The organism is Brevundimonas sp. UBA7534, from assembly GCF_002479325.1.
Classification (GTDB): domain Bacteria; phylum Pseudomonadota; class Alphaproteobacteria; order Caulobacterales; family Caulobacteraceae; genus Brevundimonas.
Window position 1 is genome coordinate 16,697 of record NZ_DLMO01000054.1, and the last position, 532, is coordinate 17,228.

1 protein-coding gene is annotated in these 532 nt (G+C 58.5%); it reads left to right on the top strand.

Annotated elements, in window-relative coordinates:
* Positions 1-221: 221 nt before the first annotated feature.
* Positions 222-532, top strand: a 311-nt coding sequence (locus tag B2U11_RS03920) for a redoxin domain-containing protein (protein ID WP_292070089.1), incomplete at its 3' end; no start/stop codon positions are given.

The window sequence follows — 532 nt, forward strand, 5'->3', positions numbered from 1 at the left end:
CTCAGCCCCGGAATGACGGGTTTATGTCGATGCTGCGCCGCAGAATATGGGGACTTGCAGCCCCTCGATGTCGATGCGAGCCGCGTGGCAAGCGCCTGCCAACGCAAAGGATTTATGTATAAACGCAGTTTATTGTGCATCTGCAAATAAGTGATTGGGCTTATCCGTCCGAGTCGGCTAGAAGGACCTCCTCCCCAATCACCTCAGCCTATGGATTTCGCATGGCCCTCATCAACACGCCCATCAAGCCGTTCACGGCGACCGCCTACAAGCAAGGCAAATTCGTCGAGATTTCCGACGCCGACGTGAAGGGCAAGTGGGGCGTCTTCTTCTTCTATCCGGCCGACTTCACCTTCGTGTGCCCGACCGAGCTGGAAGACCTGGCCGGCATCTATCCGACCCTGCAGGGCATGGACGTCGAGGTGTTCTCGGTCTCGACCGACACCCACTTCAGCCACAAGGCCTGGCACGACACCTCGCCCGCGATCGGCAAGATCGACTACTACATGGTCGGCGACCAGTCGGGCACGAT